Source organism: Pseudomonas sp. GL_093, from assembly GCF_057837605.1.
The window spans coordinates 3,620,799-3,635,817 of sequence record NZ_CM174448.1 but is presented as its reverse complement, the minus strand read 5'-3'; the positions used below and the strand labels follow the sequence as shown (position 1 = coordinate 3,635,817).

Sequence of the window (15,019 nt, the reverse complement as noted above, 5' to 3'; positions counted from 1 at the left end):
TGATGCAGATCGAAAACAAGGTTTTTCTCGTCACCGGCGGTGCATCCGGCCTCGGTGCGGCCACGGCTGAAATGCTGGTCGCGGCGGGCGCCAAAGTCATGTTGGTGGACATGAACGCCGAAGCCGTTGCGGCCCAGGCTGAACGTCTCGGCGCGCAAAGCGTGGTGGCGGATATCAGCAACGAAGCCGCGGCCGAAGCCGCCGTGCAGGCGACGGTCAAAGCCTTCGGTGGCCTGAATGGTCTGGTCAACTGCGCCGGTATCGTGCGCGGTGAGAAGATCCTCGGCAAGAACGGCCCACACGTGTTGGCCAATTTCAGCCAGGTGATCAACGTCAACCTGATCGGCAGCTTCAACATGCTGCGCCTGGCCGCTGCGGCGATTGCCGAAACCGAAGCGGATGCTGACGGCGAGCGTGGCGTGATCATCAACACCGCCTCGGCTGCCGCGTACGACGGCCAGATCGGTCAGGCCGCATATGCCGCCTCCAAAGGCGCGATCGTCAGCCTGACCTTGCCCGCCGCCCGTGAACTGGCGCGCTTCGGCATCCGCGTGATGACCATCGCCCCGGGTATTTTCGAAACCCCGATGATGGCCGGCATGACCCCGGAAGTCCGCGCGTCCCTGGCGGCTGGCGTGCCGTTTCCGCCACGTTTGGGCAAACCTAGCGAATATGCCGAGCTGGTCAGGCATATCATTGAAAACAGCATGCTCAATGGCGAGGTGATCCGTCTCGACGGTGCCTTGCGCATGGCCGCCAAATAAGGAGGATTTGTCATGACTATTTCCAACGATCCCATTGTTATCGTCAGCGCCGTCCGCACCCCGATGGGCGGTTTCCAGGGCGAACTGAAAAGCCTGACCGCACCGCAACTCGGTGCTGCGGCGATTCGCGCTGCTGTCGAGCGCGCCGGTGTGGCGCCAGACTCGGTTGAAGAAGTGCTGTTCGGTTGCGTCCTGTCCGCCGGCCTCGGCCAGGCGCCGGCGCGCCAAGCCGCATTGGGCGCCGGGCTGGATAAATCGACCCGCTGCACCACCCTGAACAAAATGTGCGGTTCGGGCATGGAAGCGGCCATTCTGGCCCACGACATGCTGGTGGCCGGCAGCGCCGACGTGGTTGTCGCCGGCGGCATGGAAAGCATGTCCAATGCGCCGTACCTGCTGGACCGCGCCCGCAGCGGTTACCGCATGGGCCACGGTCGTGTGCTTGATCACATGTTCCTCGACGGACTGGAAGACGCTTACGACAAAGGCCGCCTGATGGGCACCTACGCCGAGGATTGCGCTGAAACCAACGGTTTCACCCGTGAAGCCCAGGACGCGTTTGCCATTGCCTCGACCACCCGCGCACAGCAGGCGATCAAGGACGGCAACTTCAAAGACGAGATCGTGCCGCTCACCGTGACTGTCGGTAAAGAGCAAGTGCTGATCAGCAACGACGAACAGCCACCGAAAGCCAAACTGGACAAGATCGCTTCCTTGAAACCGGCGTTCCGCGACGGCGGCACGGTGACGGCGGCGAACTCCAGCTCCATTTCCGATGGTGCTGCGGCACTGGTGTTGATGCGCCGTTCCGAAGCTGAAAAGCGCGGCCTGAAACCGCTGGCAGTGATTCACGGCCACGCGGCGTTTGCCGACACTCCGGGCCTGTTCCCGGTGGCACCGGTGGGCGCGATCGAGAAGCTGATGAAGAAAACCGGCTGGTCTCTGGACGAAGTCGATCTGGTCGAAGTCAACGAAGCCTTCGCCGTGGTCAGTCTGGTGACCATGAGCAAACTGGAAATCCCCCACGAGAAGATCAACGTTCACGGCGGCGCTTGCGCCCTCGGTCACCCGATCGGTGCATCTGGCGCGCGGATCCTCGTGACCTTGCTCTCGGCCCTGCGCCAGAAAGGCCTGAAACGCGGCGTTGCAGCGATCTGCATCGGCGGCGGCGAAGCTACGGCCATGGCCGTGGAATGCCTTTACTAGGCCAACCTCACCCCTGTGGGAGCCAGCCTGCTGGCGATGACGGTGTGTCATAAAAGTAGACATTGACTGACATGACGCCATCGCCAGCAGGCTGGCTCCCACAGAGTTTTGTGTTGTACCCCGGATTTTAAGGATTTGCCATGATTCCCAATGACGAACAACTTCAGATCAGCGAAGCGGCCCGGCAGTTTGCCCAGGAACGGCTGAAACCGTTCGCCGCCGAGTGGGACCGCGAGCATCGCTTCCCCAAGGAAGCCATCGGCGAGATGGCGGAACTGGGCTTCTTCGGCATGTTGGTGCCGGAAGAGTGGGGCGGTTGCGACACCGGTTACCTGGCCTACGCCATGGCCCTGGAAGAAATCGCGGCCGGCGACGGCGCCTGCTCGACCATCATGAGCGTGCACAACTCGGTGGGTTGCGTACCGATCCTCAAGTACGGCAACGACGACCAGAAAGAACGCTTCCTCAAACCGTTGGCCAGCGGCTCGATGCTCGGGGCTTTTGCCTTGACCGAACCGCAGGCCGGCTCCGACGCCAGCGGCTTGAAAACCCGCGCCCGTCTGGAAGGCGATCATTACGTGTTGAACGGCTGCAAGCAGTTCATCACGTCCGGGCAGAACGCCGGGGTGGTGATCGTGTTCGCCGTGACTGATCCGAGTGCCGGCAAGCGTGGCATCACGGCGCTGATCGTGCCCACCGATTCGCCGGGCTACAAAGTCGCGCGGGTCGAAGACAAGCTCGGTCAGCACGCGTCCGACACCTGCCAGATCCTGTTTGAAGACGTGAAGGTGCCGGTAGCCAACCGCTTGGGCGAGGAGGGCGAAGGTTATCGAATCGCCCTGGCCAACCTCGAGGGCGGCCGTGTCGGCATCGCTTCGCAATCGGTGGGCATGGCCCGCGCTGCCTTCGAAGCAGCCCGCGACTATGCCCGCGAGCGTGAAAGCTTCGGCAAACCGATCATCGAACATCAAGCGGTCGCGTTCCGCCTGGCGGACATGGCGACCCAAATCGCCGTCGCCCGGCAGATGGTGCATTACGCGGCGGCGTTAAGAGACAGTGGCAAACCCGCTTTGGTAGAAGCGTCCATGGCCAAGCTGTTTGCCTCGGAAATGGCCGAGAAAGTCTGTTCCTCGGCGTTGCAAACCCTCGGCGGTTACGGTTACTTGAACGATTTCCCGCTGGAGCGTATCTACCGCGACGTGCGGGTTTGCCAGATCTACGAAGGCACTAGCGATATTCAGCGCATGGTTATTTCGCGCAATCTTTGAGAAGGAAGCTACTTGTGAACTACGAAACGATTTTGTTGGAAACCCATGGTCGCGTTGGCCTGATCACCCTCAACCGTCCGCAAGCGCTGAATGCGTTGAACGCGCAAATTGTCAGCGAGCTGAACCAAGCCCTCGATGGCCTGGAAGCCGATTCGAACATCGGCTGCATCGTGCTGACCGGCTCGAAAAAAGCCTTCGCGGCCGGTGCCGACATCAAGGAAATGGCCGAACTGACCTACCCGCAGATCTACCTTGACGACCTGTTCAGCGACAGCGATCGCGTGGCTAACCGCCGCAAGCCGATCATTGCCGCCGTCAACGGTTTCGCCTTGGGCGGTGGTTGTGAACTGGCGCTGATGTGCGACTTCATCCTGGCCGGCGACAATGCCAAGTTCGGTCAGCCGGAAATCAACCTCGGCGTACTGCCGGGCATGGGCGGCACCCAGCGCCTGACCCGCGCGGTGGGCAAGGCCAAGGCCATGGAAATGTGCCTGAGCGGTCGCTTGATCGATGCGGTGGAAGCGGAGCGTTGCGGGATTGTGGCGCGGATTGTTCCAGCCGATGAGTTGCTGGAAGAAGCGTTGAAAGTCGCGGCGCTGATTGCCAAGAAGTCGCTGCCGATTGCAATGATGATCAAGGAAAGCGTCAACCGCGCGTTTGAAGTGAGCCTGTCGGAAGGTGTGCGCTTTGAGCGTCGGGTGTTCCATGCGGCGTTTGCGACGCAGGATCAGAAGGAAGGGATGGCGGCGTTTATTGCCAAACGTGAGGCCGAGTTCCAGGGCAAGTGATGTAGCGTTCTCACGGACGTCATCGCGAGCAAGCTCGCTCCCACAGTGGATCAGCGGTGTTCACAGATCTTGTGTACACAGAAGAACCCTGTGGGAGCGAGCTTGCTCGCGATGCTTTTGGGCATCACACCAGGTAGTGCTTCAGCTCCCGAGCAATCACCATCCGCTGTATCTCGCTCGACCCTTCATAAATCTGCGTAATCCGCGCATCCCGGTAGTAACGCTCCACCGGGTAATCCTCCAGATACCCATACCCGCCATGTATCTGCATCGCCGACGAACACACCTTCTCGGCCATCTCGGATGCAAACAACTTCGCCTGTGAAGCCTCCGACAGACACGGCTTGCCGGCACTGCGCAACCGCGCGGCATGCAAGATCAGCAGTCGTGCCGCGTTCAACCGGGTGTGCATGTCGGCCAGCATGTTGGCGATGCTCTGGTGCTCGATGATCGGCTTGTTGAACTGCACCCGATCCCGCGAGTAGGCCAGCGCCGCTTCAAATGCCGCGCGGGCAATGCCCAACGCCTGCGCCGCGATGCCGATGCGGCCGCCTTCGAGGTTGGAGAGGGCAATCGCCAGTCCTTTGCCGCGCTCACCCAACAGGTTGGCTTCGGGGATGGTGCAGTTGCTCAGGGTCACCGCGCAGGTATCGGACGCGCGAATACCCATTTTGTGTTCGGTGCGATCAACGATGAAACCCGCGGTATCGGTCGGCACCAGGAACGCCGAGATGCCGCGCTTGCCCAGGTCCGGATCGGTCACCGCGAACACGATGGCCAGTTTCGCCCGTTTGCCATTGCTGACGAATTGCTTGGCGCCGTTGATCACCCACTGGCCGTCGCGCAGTTCAGCGCGGGTGCGCAGGTTGTGGGCTTCGGACCCGGCCTGGGGTTCGGTCAGGCAGAAGCAGCCGATGGCCTGACCGCTGGCGAGATCCGGCAGCCAGGTCTGTTTCTGTTCTTCAGTGCCGTAGTTGAGGACCGGCCCGCAACCCACGGAGTTGTGAATGCTCATCAGCGCGCCAGTGGCACCGTCACCGGCCGAAATCTCTTCCACGGCCAAGGCGTAGGCGACGTAGTCGACATAGGTGCCGCCCCATTCCTCGGGCACCACCATGCCCAGCAGACCCAGTTCGCCCATCTTCGCCACCAGGCCATCATCGATCCAGCCGGCTTTTTCCCAGGCCTGGGCGTGGGGTGCGATTTCGCCGCGGGCAAAGTCCCGGGCCATGTCGCGGATCATGACTTGCTCTTCGCTCAATTCGATATCGTGCATGGCTCAGCTCCCGCTTTGGTCAAAACCCGTGAAGAAACTCGCGACGTGCTCGGCGTCCAGCGCCTGCAAGGTCGGCGGGTTCCAGCGCGGTTTCTTGTCTTTGTCGATCAGCAAGGCGCGCACGCCTTCGATCAGGTCGCCGCGCTCGAACCACTGACGGTCCAGGTGCAGCTCAAGGGCGAAGCAGTCTTCCAGACTCAAGTGCCGACCACGACGAAGCATTTCCAGGGTCACACCCATGGCCAGCGGTGAACGGCTTTCCAGCAGGTCGGCGGTGGTCATGGCCCACTCGTGGCTGTCGGCGACCGTTACTTCACGCAGTTGCTCAACAATACTCGGCACATCGGGCAGGGCGAAGAAGTGATCGATGGCCGGGCGCAACGCGCTCAATGGCGCGTCGGGCAGCTGTTGCACCGCGAGTTTCGCCAGCAGACCTTGAAGGTCCTTCAACGGTGTTTCGTGCCATTCGAGCTGATCGAGTTGCTCGTCCAGAGTGCCCAGCCTGTCGCTTTCCAGGTACCAGTCAGCCAGGCCGCAATAGAGCGCATCGGCCGCACGGATCTGCACGCCGCTGACGCCGAGGTAAATACCCAGCTCACCGGGAACGCGCGGCAGGAAATGGCTGCCACCGACATCCGGAAAATAACCGATCGCCACTTCCGGCATCGCCAAGCGGCTTTTCTCGGTGACCACCCGCAGGTCGGCGCCTTGCACCAGGCCCATGCCGCCGCCCAGGACAAAGCCGTCCATCAAGGCGAGCATCGGTTTGCGGTAATGGTGAATCGCGAGGTCGAGGGCGTATTCCTCGACGAAGAAATCTTCGTGCAGCGTGTCGCCGTTTTTGAAGCTGTCATATAGCGAACGGATGTCGCCGCCGGCACAGAACGCCTTCTCGCCAGCACCGCGCAATACCACTGCGTGTACATGCGGATCCAGTGCCCAGGCGTCGAGCTGACGCTGCAGATTACGCACCATGTCCAGGGTAATGGCGTTAAGGCCGGCGGGGCGATTGAGGGTCAGGTGACCGATGTGGTTGCGAACCTCGGCCAGCACCTCGTTTTGCGTGGCATCCATGGACGAAGTCCACTTCGATGAAACCTGAGCAGTCATCACTAACTCCCTGCTTTTATTGTTCTTTATAGAGAAGCTCGCGCGCGAGCGATGCTGGATCGTACCAGTGCAAATTTGTGATGTACAACCGGCATATGTGCAGCTCTCGTCTGCGTTTTTGTAATGCCGGCGAAGAATTCCTCTGCGAAAATGGCCGCGGGCCGTGCTTACGACAGATTCGGCTGTGAAAACTGCCTTATCAGCGCAATCCGGGTGTCTACACCGGCCCGTACGACACCTGCACCCGCTCATCTGTTGGCATTCTGGCCTCGGGTTTGAAGCCGTCTGTGCCGAGGGTTTCAGGCCGGGTGCCGCTGAGTGCGGCCCACCGTGCAAAACAATAAGAACGCTGTTGCGGTGTTAGCCGCATCGACTCTCTGTTCCTGCCCATAAAGGTGGCCTGGTTAGCCTGGCCGCGATAACTCCAAACAAATCGGGATTCAAGAAGATGAAGACTAGATGGCTGAGCTTGTCGGTACTCGCATTGCTGTGCTGCACCACCGGCGCCAGTGCCAAGGAATGGAAAGAGCTGCGATTCGGCGTCAACCCGAGCTATCCGCCTTTTGAGTCCACCACCGCCGATGGTGGCGTGCAGGGCTTTGGCGTGGATTTGGGCAACGCGATCTGCACCGAATTGAAGTTGAAATGCGTATGGGTCAGCAATGACTTCGACGGGCTGATTCCGGCACTCAAGGCGGGCAAGTTCGATGCCATCGAATCGTCGATGACGGTGACCGATGCGCGCAAAAAACAGATCGACTTCACCGATCGCCTGTATGCCGGGCCGACCGCGATCGTCACCCGCAAGGATTCCGGGCTGTTGCCCACCGCCGAGTCGCTGCAGGGCAAGACCATCGGTTACATGCAGGGCACGATTCAGGAAACCTACGCCAAGGCCAAACTGGCACCCGGCGGCGTGAAACTGCGGGCCTATCAGAATCAGGATCAGGTCTACGCCGACCTGGTATTTGGCCGCCTCGACGCCTCCATCCAGGACAAGATGCAGGCGCAAATGAGCTTTTTGACTTCCCCCCAAGGCGCTGACTTCAAGAACAGTGAAGGCATCAGCGACCCGTTAGTGCCATCCGACATCGCCATCGGCGTGCGCAAGGACAACGAAGAACTCAAAGGCATGCTCAATACCGCCATCAAAGCCCTGCATGACAAGGGTATCTACGCGCAGATCCAGCAGAAACACTTCGGCGATCTGGACCTCTACAACTACTGATCCTCGCGCCCCGAAGGCTGCGTCCTGGTAACAGGCGCAGCGCTTGCGCGCGGGCGCCTCAAGACAGGTGACTGACGTGAACTCCTTCCTGAATCTGATCGGGGTCGATCTCTCGGCCCTGCAAGGCTATGGCCCTTTGTTGCTGCACGGCACCTGGGTCACGCTGAAATTGTCAGCGCTCTCGCTGCTGGTGAGCATGGCGTTGGGCCTGCTCGGCGCGGCGGCAAAACTGTCGCCGCTGAAGCTGTTGAACCTGCCGGCAACCTTCTACACGACGCTGATCCGCGGTGTGCCGGACCTGGTGCTGATGCTGCTGATTTTCTACAGCCTGCAAGGCTGGCTGAGTAGCCTGACCGAGGCCATGGACTGGCCCTACATGGAAATTGACCCGTTCGTGGCCGGCGTCATCACCCTCGGGTTTATTTACGGCGCGTATTTCACCGAGACCTTTCGCGGGGCAATTCTGAGTGTGCCGCGTGGCCAACAGGAAGCCGCCGCGTGCTTTGGTCTGAACCGCTGGCAGCGATTTCGCTTCGTGGTGTTCCCGCAAATGATGCGTTTCGCCTTGCCGAGCCTCGGCAATAACTGGCTGGTACTGCTCAAGGCCACGGCGCTGGTGTCGATCATCGGTTTGTCGGACCTGGTCAAAGTCGCGCAGGAAGCCGGAAAAAGCACTTTCAACATGCTCGATTTCCTGCTGCTGGCAGCGGCCCTGTATTTGCTGATCACCAGCGCTTCGAACTACGTTTTGCGCGTGCTGGAACGGCGCTATAACCAGGGTGTGCGGGGGATGGCACGATGATCGAGTTGATTGCCGAATACTGGAAACCCTTTCTGTTCAGCGACGGCTACAGCCTCACCGGGTTGGCCATGACCTTGTGGCTGCTGGTGGCGAGCATTGTGATGGGGTTCTTCCTGTCGTTGCCGTTGGCGATCATGCGCACCTCGCGCTGGGGCCTGCTGCGCTGGCCGGTTCAGCTGTTCACTTATGTGTTTCGCGGTACGCCGCTGTATATCCAGTTGCTGATTTGCTACAGCGGGATCTACGGCATCGCCGTGGTGCGCTCGCAACCATTGCTCGAAGCATTTTTCCGCGATGCGATGAATTGCACCTTGCTCGCGTTCACGCTCAACACCTGCGCCTACACCGTGGAAATCTTCGCCGGGGCGATTCGCAGCATTCCCTACGGTGAAATCGAGGCCGCCCATGCTTATGGCTTGAGTGGCTGGCGCCTGTACCTGCGGCTGATTCTGCCTTCGGCGTTGCGCCGGGCACTGCCGTATTACAGCAACGAAGTGATCCTGATGTTGCACGCGACTTCAGTGGCGTTCACCGCCACCATTCCGGACATCCTCAAAATCGCCCGGGACGCCAATGCCGCGACCTTCATGACCTTTCAGGCCTTCGGCATTGCCGGCCTGCTGTACCTCGCGCTGTCGTTCGGCCTGGTCGCAGCTTTCCGGCTGGCAGAGAAGCGCTGGCTGAGTTTTCTCGGTCCTACTCACTGAATCCCATTTTCTATCCAGAGCGGTGCCGCCAGGCGCGCCGCTCCAGGAGTGCTGACATGTACAAACTCACGGTTGAAAATCTGTATAAACGTTTTGGTGACAACGAAGTGCTCAAGGGCGTCTCGTTGAATGCACGGGCAGGCGATGTGGTGAGCATGATCGGCGCCAGCGGTTCGGGTAAAAGCACGATGCTGCGCTGCATCAATTTTCTGGAGCGCGCGGACGAAGGCGCCATTGAACTGGACGGCGAGCGCGTCATCACGCGCCCGGGTGCCGGTGGCATGCGTGTCGCTCATCCGGCGCAATTGCAGCGTTTGCGCACACGCCTGGCGATGGTGTTCCAGCATTTCAATTTGTGGAGCCATCTGACGGTGCTGGAGAACATCGTGCTGGCGCCGTGTCGGGTGCTGGGGATCAGCCGCAAGGCCGCCGAAGAAAGTGCGCGGGCTTATCTGGACAAGGTCGGTCTGCCGCAACGAGTGGCCGATCAATACCCGGCGTTTCTGTCCGGCGGACAGCAACAGCGGGTGGCGATCGCGCGTGCCCTGGCAGTGGAACCGGAGATTCTGTTGTTCGACGAGCCGACTTCGGCACTCGATCCGGAATTGGTGGGTGAGGTGTTGAAGGTCATTCAGGCGCTGGCCGAAGAAGGCCGTACCATGTTGATGGTGACCCACGAAATGGGCTTTGCCCGGCAGGTTTCAAGCCAGGTGTTGTTCTTGCATCAGGGCAAGGTCGAGGAGCAGGGTGACGCTACGATCCTCGACCAGCCAAAAAGTGAACGTTTGCAGCAATTTCTATCGGGTCGTTTGAAGTGAGGCAAGACGTACATGGCGGATATCCGCGATCTGTCGATCGTGCTTGATCGTATCGATCAGGCAATCATCGAAGTGCTGCGCCACGAAGGGCGCATCACTTATCAAAAGCTTTCCGAACGCGTGCACCTGACGCCCAGGCCGTGCCTGGAACGGGTGCGCAAACTCGAACAGCTCGGGGTCATTCGTGGGTATGGCGCGATTCTCGATGAAAAGAAACTGACACCAGGCTTGTCGTTGCTGGTACTGGTTGCGTTGTCGAACCAGAGTGGGCGGGCGGCGCAAAAGGCGTTCGAAGCCAAGGTCCGCGCCTGTCCGCAGGTGCTGGAATGTCGGTTGATCAGCGGTGCGTTCGACTACAGCTTGCGCATGCGTTGCCGGGACATGGAGCACTATCGGGTGCTCACCGAAGTCTGGTTCGATGATCCGGATTTGCACATCGACAAGTTGGTCAGCCACCCGGAACTGGCGATGGTCAAGACCACGATGGAATAGAACTGCACCCGTCCCTGTAGCAGCTGCCGAGCCTGCGAGGCTGCGTTCGGCGGCGAAGCCGTCGTGAAATCAAGCGGTGCGGTGTATCAGGTAGACCGTGTATGCAGGGTTTACGACGGCTTCGCCGCCGAACGCAGCCTCGCAGGCTCGGCAGCTGCTACAGACCTACGCCGAATCGGCTGCGCCACACACGTTTTTCAGCCGTTTCCATCACGCCGCAGCCACTTATCAACCGGGTTTTTTAGCCTGCGAAACAGACAATGAGTACCTCTTAACCCTCATTGAATCTGTGCCCATGCAAACCACCAATACTGTTTTGATGATTCGCCCGACACGCTTCTCCTTCAATCAGGACACAGCGGCGAACAACCGTTTCCAGCAGCCGGCCGACGTCAGCGAAGACGTTCAGCAAAAGGCCCTGCAAGAGTTCGATGGCTACGTTGCCGCGCTGCGCAACCATGGCGTCGAAGTCATGGTGCACAACGACCGCGAAGCGCCGCATACCCCGGATTCGATCTTTCCTAACAATTGGTGGAGCAGCCATCCCGACGGCACCTTGGTGCTGTACCCGATGCAGGGCCACAACCGGCGTCTGGAGCGGGACAAAGGCGTGCTCGACTGGCTGCGGGACGAGTACCGGGTGGAACAGTTGCTGGACCTTTCCAGCCTCGAACAGCAGGAAGTGTTCCTCGAAGGCACCGGCAGCATGGTGCTGGATCGTCAGCAGCGGATTTGCTACGCCGGTTATTCCACCCGCACCCATGCCCGTGCGCTGGATCAGGTGGTCAGCCATTTGGGCTACGAGCTGTGCGCATTCAATGCAGTGGACCGCCAGGGCGTCGCGATTTACCACACCAACGTGATGATGAGTGTCGGCACGCGCCTGGCCGTGGCTTGCCTGGCGTCGGTCACGCAACCGGCCGAACGCCTGGCCCTGCGTTCGCGACTGGAAGACAGCGGCAAAAAGGTCATCGCCCTGAGCTGGGAGCAATTGGAATCCTTCGCCGGCAACATGCTGGAGGTCCACAACGCCGCAGGCGAACCCTTGCTGGTGATGTCGCGCACGGCCTGGCAATCGCTGGATGCCGCGCAACGTCGTTTGATCGAAACCCACACCACGCCACTCCCCGTCAACATCGACACCATCGAGCGTATCGGCGGCGGCAGCGCGCGCTGCATGTTGGCGGAAGTCTTTCTAACCAAACGTCTGGCTACCCAGGAGCAACTGCAATGATCGTTCGTCCAGCCACACCGGCAGACCTGCCGGCCCTGTTAGCCCTGGCCCATAGCGCCGGAACCGGTTTGACCACTTTGCCGGCCGACGCGGGGCGTCTGCGTCAGCGTCTGGAATGGGCGGCGAAAACCTTCGCCGGCGAGGCCGAGCGTGCCGATGCCGATTACTTGTTTGTGCTCGAGAATGACCAGCATGAAGCCATCGGTATTTGCGCACTGGCGGGTGCTGTCGGCCTGCGCGAGCCTTGGTACAACTATCGACTGGGCCTGTTTGTCGCGGCCTCGAAAAACCTCGGGATCAATCAGCAACTGCCGACCTTGTTCCTCGGTAACGACATGACCGGCCATTCGGAGCTGTGCTCGCTGTTTCTACATGCCGATCACCGCAGCGGCCTGAACGGGCGCTTGCTGTCCAAGGCGCGGTTCCTGTTTCTGGCGGAATTTCGTCAGCATTTCGGAGAGAAGGTCATCGCCGAGATGCGCGGCTACTCGGATGCAGAAGGCGTTTCACCGTTCTGGGAAGGTCTGGGGCGGCACTTCTTTAAGATGGATTTTGCCGATGCCGACTACCTGACCGGGCTGGGTAACAAGACGTTCATCGCAGAATTGATGCCCAAGTTTCCGCTGCCGACTTGCCTGTTGCCGGAAGCGGCGCGAACCGTCATCGGTCGCGTCCACCCCAACACCGAACCGGCGCTGGGCATGCTCAAGGCTGAAGGGTTCGAGCACCGCGATTACATCGACATCTTCGACGGCGGCCCGCTGATCGAATGCGCCACCGGGGATATTCGTGCGGTGCGCGACAGTCAGGTGCTGCAACTGAGCATCGGCACACCGGGGGAGCAGGCGGCGACTTACCTGATTCATAACCGCCAGTTTGCCGAATGCCGGATTACCGCGGCACCGGCGCGGGTGGCTGCCGGGACGTTGATTGTCGATGCGCAGACTGCGAAAACATTGGGCTTGAGCGCCGGTTCATCGGTGCGCGCGGCGAGCCTGGCCGTGCCAGCCCGGCAAATGTCCGCGGCCTAAACAGATTTTTGGGTTGGCGCTGAACCTGTGGGAGCGAGCCTGCTCGCGAAGGGGTCCTGTCAGTCAATATTGATGTTGAATGACACTCCGCCTTCGCGAGCAGGCTCGCTCCCACAGGGGAACTGTGTTTCTTCAGGTTCTACTGCTGAGTACTTCACCAATGCTGCGCCGCTTGGCATGCAACTCACTGGCATGGATCAACTGTTCGAGGTCTTCGGGCGTGACATCGAAGAACGCCTCCATGTCCGCCAAGGCCAGTTTCAGGTCTTGGGCGGTGATCGCCTGGCTGTCGGTGGGCGGGCGATCGGCCGGCACCCTGGACACCGGTTCGCTGGCGCGTTTTGGGTAACGAATGCGCGTCAGGTTGTTGTAGGCCAGCGCGCTGAGCAGCATGGTCGATCCGCTGAGCATCACCGGGCCAAGGGCTTTCCAGTCCAGGGCAATGGTCGCCGGGTCTGCTAACACCAACAGCAGCGCCAAGGCCCCGGCCGGTGGGTGCAGGCAACGCAGCCAGCACATCAGAATCAGTGCCATCCCCGCCGCCAAACAAGCGCTGCCGAGGGTTCGTCCGAGCACGTGAGCGACCAGCAGCGAAACCACCCCGGCGCTGAGGTAGCCGCCAAGAATCGACCAGGGCTGGGCAAGGGCGCCGGAGGACACTGCGAACAACAACACCGCCGACGCGCCCAGCGGACCGATCAGGTGCTGCGCCACTTGCATGCCGAATACCTGGCTGCAGAGCCAGACGCTGAACATCGTGCCCAAGGACATGCCGATCGCGGCGCGGCTCCATTCGGAGGGGCGGGTGTTGATGGCGGCGGGAAACCAGCGAGCGAACATGAGGCAGACGATCCGTTGAAAAAAACCGAGGCAAAAAAAAGGCTTAGCTGGGATACCCAGAAAGCCCTTGAAGTTGTTCCAACTATTGGGGGAGGAACGGGCACAGTGTGCCGTTCATTCCTGATGCTGACAAATTCATATTAATGCAGCTTTAGTGCATTAATTTTGCTGTAACGCCACCCGACGACCGCTCATGAAACACAGGAAACCGCCCATGGCGGTCAGTGCGCTCAGGGCATAAAACATCGTTGGCGCCGGGGTGTGCATCAGCAGGTAACCGCAAATCACCGGGCTCAGGGCACCGCCGAGGGCCGCGAGGTTTTGCGCGCCGTAATAGCTGCCGCGCAGCTCTTCCGGGGCCAGGGTGTCGACGAAGAGGAATTCGGCGGGGTAAATGATCATTTCACCGAGGGTGAAGATGAACATGGCCACGCACCAGCTCACAAGGCTGTCGGCCAGGCTGAAACCGATCAACCCGACGATGAACAGACTGGTGCCGCCTGCGATCCAGTAACGCAATTGCTCGCGTTTGAGGAAACGGCCGATCTGGTATTGCAGCAGGATCACGCTGATCGCATTGCAGGCGAGCAGGGCGGCCATGGTTTCCAGCGCCCGCTTGGAATCGTGGGTCACCAGCAGGTATTGCGACAGGTACAGGGTGAAACGCCCGTGGACCACGGTGCTGAGCAGGCAGCCACAGGTGAACATGATCAGCGTGCGGTCGTTTTTCAGGGTGACCAGCGTCTTGAGAAAACTCTGGGGCTGGCCGATTACGGGTGCCTGGGCCGAGTCCTTCGGTATCCCGATCATCAGGAAAATACTGAAGAACGCGATGCCGCCGGCGATCAGGAACGGTGCTATCGGGTACACGCCGGCAATCACCACGCCCAGCATCGGGCCGGTGGCGTAGCCGATGTTGGTCAAGGTGTAGCGCAGGGAAAACGCCTTGGCGCGTTGGCCCATGGGCAGGTTTTCGCTGAGAATCGCCTTCGAGCCGATCAGGAACAGCGCCGAGGCGGTTTCGGTGATCACCAGGGTGGCGGTGGTCAGGTAGAGGTTGTCGGCGAAGGTCAGCAGCACGAAGCCGATGGCGCTGGAGAGCATCGCGAGGATCAGCAGCCGGCGCTTCTCAAGGCGGTCGATGATGTAACCGCCGTAGAGCGCGAGCAGGGTGGCGATGAACACCGCGATGCCCAGCAGCAAGCCGACGTCCTGTTGGTTGAGGCCGAGTTTGTTGCTCAGGAACAACGTCAGCAGCGGGCTGGTGATGGCGCGGCTGACAACGATGGTCAGCGAAACGATCATCAACCGGCGGATAACGAGTGAGTAAGTGGCCACGGTGGTGCAAATATCCTTATTCAGATTTTAGTGTTCGACGTAACACCGAGTCGCTGCCATTCGCGAGCAAGCTCGCTCCCACATTGGATGTTCGGCGAACACAAAAGGTGTGATCAC

General features: G+C 60.4%; 15 protein-coding genes. 11 read left to right on the top strand and 4 right to left on the bottom strand.

Annotated elements, in window-relative coordinates; translation table 11 throughout:
• The first annotated feature begins 2 nt into the window (after positions 1–2).
• The 4 genes from AC3IUE_RS16705 to AC3IUE_RS16690 all read left to right on the top strand — a co-directional run bounded on the left by AC3IUE_RS16705 (position 3) and on the right by AC3IUE_RS16690 (position 4,026).
• Positions 3–764, top strand: a complete 762-nt coding sequence (locus tag AC3IUE_RS16705) for an SDR family NAD(P)-dependent oxidoreductase (RefSeq protein WP_489262979.1) — start codon at positions 3–5, stop codon at positions 762–764.
• A gap of 12 nt (positions 765–776) precedes the next feature.
• Positions 777–1,970, top strand: coding sequence for an acetyl-CoA C-acyltransferase (locus AC3IUE_RS16700; protein ID WP_489262978.1), 1,194 nt, complete (start codon positions 777–779; stop codon positions 1,968–1,970).
• 140 nt (positions 1,971–2,110) lie between these two features.
• The gene (locus AC3IUE_RS16695) at positions 2,111–3,238 is read left to right on the top strand and encodes an acyl-CoA dehydrogenase (RefSeq protein ID WP_046046988.1); all 1,128 of its coding nucleotides are present in this window, start codon (positions 2,111–2,113) and stop codon (positions 3,236–3,238) included.
• Between the two features lie 14 nt (positions 3,239–3,252).
• Positions 3,253–4,026 (top strand): enoyl-CoA hydratase, encoded by a 774-nt coding sequence (locus AC3IUE_RS16690; protein WP_461998516.1) that lies wholly within the window; start codon positions 3,253–3,255, stop codon positions 4,024–4,026.
• Between the two features lie 124 nt (positions 4,027–4,150).
• On the opposite strand, the gene AC3IUE_RS16685 is transcribed toward AC3IUE_RS16690, so the two are convergent.
• Complete coding sequence (locus AC3IUE_RS16685) at positions 4,151–5,302, bottom strand: acyl-CoA dehydrogenase family protein (protein ID WP_129443945.1); 1,152 nt, start codon at positions 5,300–5,302, stop codon at positions 4,151–4,153.
• Between the two features lie 3 nt (positions 5,303–5,305).
• Positions 5,306–6,412, bottom strand: coding sequence for an enoyl-CoA hydratase/isomerase family protein (locus AC3IUE_RS16680; protein ID WP_489262976.1), 1,107 nt, complete (start codon positions 6,410–6,412; stop codon positions 5,306–5,308).
• 448 nt (positions 6,413–6,860) lie between these two features.
• On the opposite strand from AC3IUE_RS16680, the gene AC3IUE_RS16675 reads away from it, so the two are divergent.
• The 7 genes from AC3IUE_RS16675 (at position 6,861) to astA (ending at position 12,724) form a co-directional block, all read left to right on the top strand.
• Positions 6,861–7,640: a transporter substrate-binding domain-containing protein gene (locus AC3IUE_RS16675; protein ID WP_489262975.1), complete on the top strand. Its 780-nt coding sequence runs from the start codon at positions 6,861–6,863 to the stop codon at positions 7,638–7,640.
• 76 nt (positions 7,641–7,716) lie between these two features.
• Positions 7,717–8,442 carry an ABC transporter permease gene (locus AC3IUE_RS16670; protein WP_033054762.1) on the top strand — a complete coding sequence of 242 codons (726 nt, stop codon included), beginning with the start codon at positions 7,717–7,719 and terminating at the stop codon, positions 8,440–8,442.
• Positions 8,439–9,149, top strand: a complete 711-nt coding sequence (locus AC3IUE_RS16665) for an ABC transporter permease (protein WP_436273913.1) — start codon at positions 8,439–8,441, stop codon at positions 9,147–9,149. Before AC3IUE_RS16670 ends, AC3IUE_RS16665 begins: the two co-directional genes overlap by 4 nt.
• 56 nt (positions 9,150–9,205) lie before the next feature.
• A complete protein-coding gene (locus AC3IUE_RS16660) occupies positions 9,206–9,967 on the top strand; it encodes an ABC transporter ATP-binding protein (RefSeq protein WP_008155281.1) in 762 nt (253 codons plus the stop codon).
• A gap of 12 nt (positions 9,968–9,979) precedes the next feature.
• On the top strand, positions 9,980–10,459 hold the full coding sequence (locus tag AC3IUE_RS16655) for an Lrp/AsnC family transcriptional regulator (RefSeq protein ID WP_007974731.1): 480 nt from the start codon (positions 9,980–9,982) through the stop codon (positions 10,457–10,459).
• A 295-nt stretch (positions 10,460–10,754) separates the two neighbouring features.
• Positions 10,755–11,693 (top strand): citrulline utilization hydrolase CtlX, encoded by a 939-nt coding sequence (gene ctlX / locus AC3IUE_RS16650; protein ID WP_489262974.1) that lies wholly within the window; start codon positions 10,755–10,757, stop codon positions 11,691–11,693.
• On the top strand, positions 11,690–12,724 hold the full coding sequence (astA, locus tag AC3IUE_RS16645; protein ID WP_489262973.1) for an arginine N-succinyltransferase: 1,035 nt from the start codon (positions 11,690–11,692) through the stop codon (positions 12,722–12,724). Before ctlX ends, astA begins: the two co-directional genes overlap by 4 nt.
• Positions 12,725–12,856: 132 nt before the next feature.
• On the opposite strand, the gene AC3IUE_RS16640 is transcribed toward astA, so the two are convergent.
• Positions 12,857–13,564: an HPP family protein gene (locus AC3IUE_RS16640; protein WP_489262972.1), complete on the bottom strand. Its 708-nt coding sequence runs from the start codon at positions 13,562–13,564 to the stop codon at positions 12,857–12,859.
• A gap of 159 nt (positions 13,565–13,723) precedes the next feature.
• Positions 13,724–14,902 (bottom strand): MFS transporter, encoded by a 1,179-nt coding sequence (locus AC3IUE_RS16635; RefSeq protein ID WP_489262971.1) that lies wholly within the window; start codon positions 14,900–14,902, stop codon positions 13,724–13,726.
• Positions 14,903–15,019: the final 117 nt, after the last annotated feature.

Excerpts from the sequence above, each read along its gene's own strand:
- ctlX (WP_489262974.1), top strand. The coding sequence starts at position 10,755 with ATGCAAACCACCAATACTGTTTTGATGATTCGCCCGACACGCTTCTCC.
- AC3IUE_RS16680 (WP_489262976.1), bottom strand. The coding sequence starts at position 6,412 with ATGACTGCTCAGGTTTCATCGAAGTGGACTTCGTCCATGGATGCCACG.
- AC3IUE_RS16655 (WP_007974731.1), top strand. The coding sequence starts at position 9,980 with ATGGCGGATATCCGCGATCTGTCGATCGTGCTTGATCGTATCGATCAG.
- AC3IUE_RS16700 (WP_489262978.1), top strand. The coding sequence starts at position 777 with ATGACTATTTCCAACGATCCCATTGTTATCGTCAGCGCCGTCCGCACC.
- AC3IUE_RS16695 (WP_046046988.1), top strand. The coding sequence starts at position 2,111 with ATGATTCCCAATGACGAACAACTTCAGATCAGCGAAGCGGCCCGGCAG.
- AC3IUE_RS16705 (WP_489262979.1), top strand. The coding sequence starts at position 3 with ATGCAGATCGAAAACAAGGTTTTTCTCGTCACCGGCGGTGCATCCGGC.
- AC3IUE_RS16685 (WP_129443945.1), bottom strand. The coding sequence starts at position 5,302 with ATGCACGATATCGAATTGAGCGAAGAGCAAGTCATGATCCGCGACATG.
- AC3IUE_RS16675 (WP_489262975.1), top strand. The coding sequence starts at position 6,861 with ATGAAGACTAGATGGCTGAGCTTGTCGGTACTCGCATTGCTGTGCTGC.
- astA (WP_489262973.1), top strand. The coding sequence starts at position 11,690 with ATGATCGTTCGTCCAGCCACACCGGCAGACCTGCCGGCCCTGTTAGCC.
- AC3IUE_RS16665 (WP_436273913.1), top strand. The coding sequence starts at position 8,439 with ATGATCGAGTTGATTGCCGAATACTGGAAACCCTTTCTGTTCAGCGAC.
- AC3IUE_RS16640 (WP_489262972.1), bottom strand. The coding sequence starts at position 13,564 with ATGTTCGCTCGCTGGTTTCCCGCCGCCATCAACACCCGCCCCTCCGAA.
- AC3IUE_RS16660 (WP_008155281.1), top strand. The coding sequence starts at position 9,206 with ATGTACAAACTCACGGTTGAAAATCTGTATAAACGTTTTGGTGACAAC.